We start from the raw sequence: 893 nt of genomic DNA, 5'->3' as shown, positions 1-893 counted from the left end.
GGGCGGATCAGGTACAAAACTTTTATCCCTCACCGATGGCTAGCGCCACCGCCATGTACCATTCCGAGAGAGATCCGCTCCACCGGATCAATTACAAGACAGAAAAGGTGTCCATTCCCAAGGGCATAAAACAGCGACGCCTACATAAAGCGTTTTTGAGATATCACGACCCGGACAACTGGCCACTGTTGCGAGAAGCGCTTAAAGCGATGGGTAAGGCTCATTTGATTGGCTATGGGAAAAAACATCTCGTTCCACCAAACCAACCAGTTAAAGGTACTAAGCAAGGTGCCAAGATGAGCCAGAATAGAAAAGCGGCTCAAAGACCAGGAAATAAGAACAAGCAGGGAAATAGAAAGAATCAAAAGGGAAAGATTCTGACCCAGCATACTGGCCTTCCTCCCCGTAAAAGTAAGTAAGAATATTTAACAGACCTAAAAGTGTGCAGCAATACTCACAAATTTGTATTGCTGCACAACAATCCCTATAATCCGCCCCCCCGTTTAAACGACATTTTAATGACCGAGAGAAGCCTTCTCTCAACCAGAGGTATTCATGTTCGAACCCCGCGCAAGCTCGCATCTCAGTATCAAGAACGACGTCCTATCCGGCTTAACCGTTGCATTGGCGCTAGTCCCTGAAGCTGTTGCATTTGCCTTTGTTGCAGGCGTGGAGCCAATTGTTGGTTTGTATGCTGCTTTCATGGTCGGACTCATTACGGCTTGTATCGGTGGTCGACCAGGAATGATTTCGGGTGCTACCGGTGCTCTTGCCGTTGTTATGGTATCGCTGGTCGCACAACACGGTGTTGAATACCTCTTTGCTACGGTAGTTTTAATGGGAATCATACAAATTGCGGCAGGCATGCTAAAACTAGGCAAGTTTATTCGCAT

Annotated in this window: 2 protein-coding genes; both read left to right on the top strand. The window is 47.1% G+C overall.

The annotated features are described in order from the left end of the window. The coding region (locus A3766_RS00720) for a DUF3362 domain-containing protein (protein ID WP_156508576.1) at positions 1-419 on the top strand (419 nt) is incomplete at its 5' end. A gap of 136 nt (positions 420-555) precedes the next feature. Beyond that, positions 556-893, top strand: a 338-nt coding sequence (locus A3766_RS00715; protein ID WP_197479143.1) for a SulP family inorganic anion transporter, incomplete at its 3' end; no start/stop codon positions are given.

Source organism: Oleiphilus sp. HI0132, assembly GCF_001635845.1.
The sequence above is the reverse complement of the archived record's forward strand: the minus strand, read 5'-3'. Positions and strand labels throughout refer to the sequence as shown.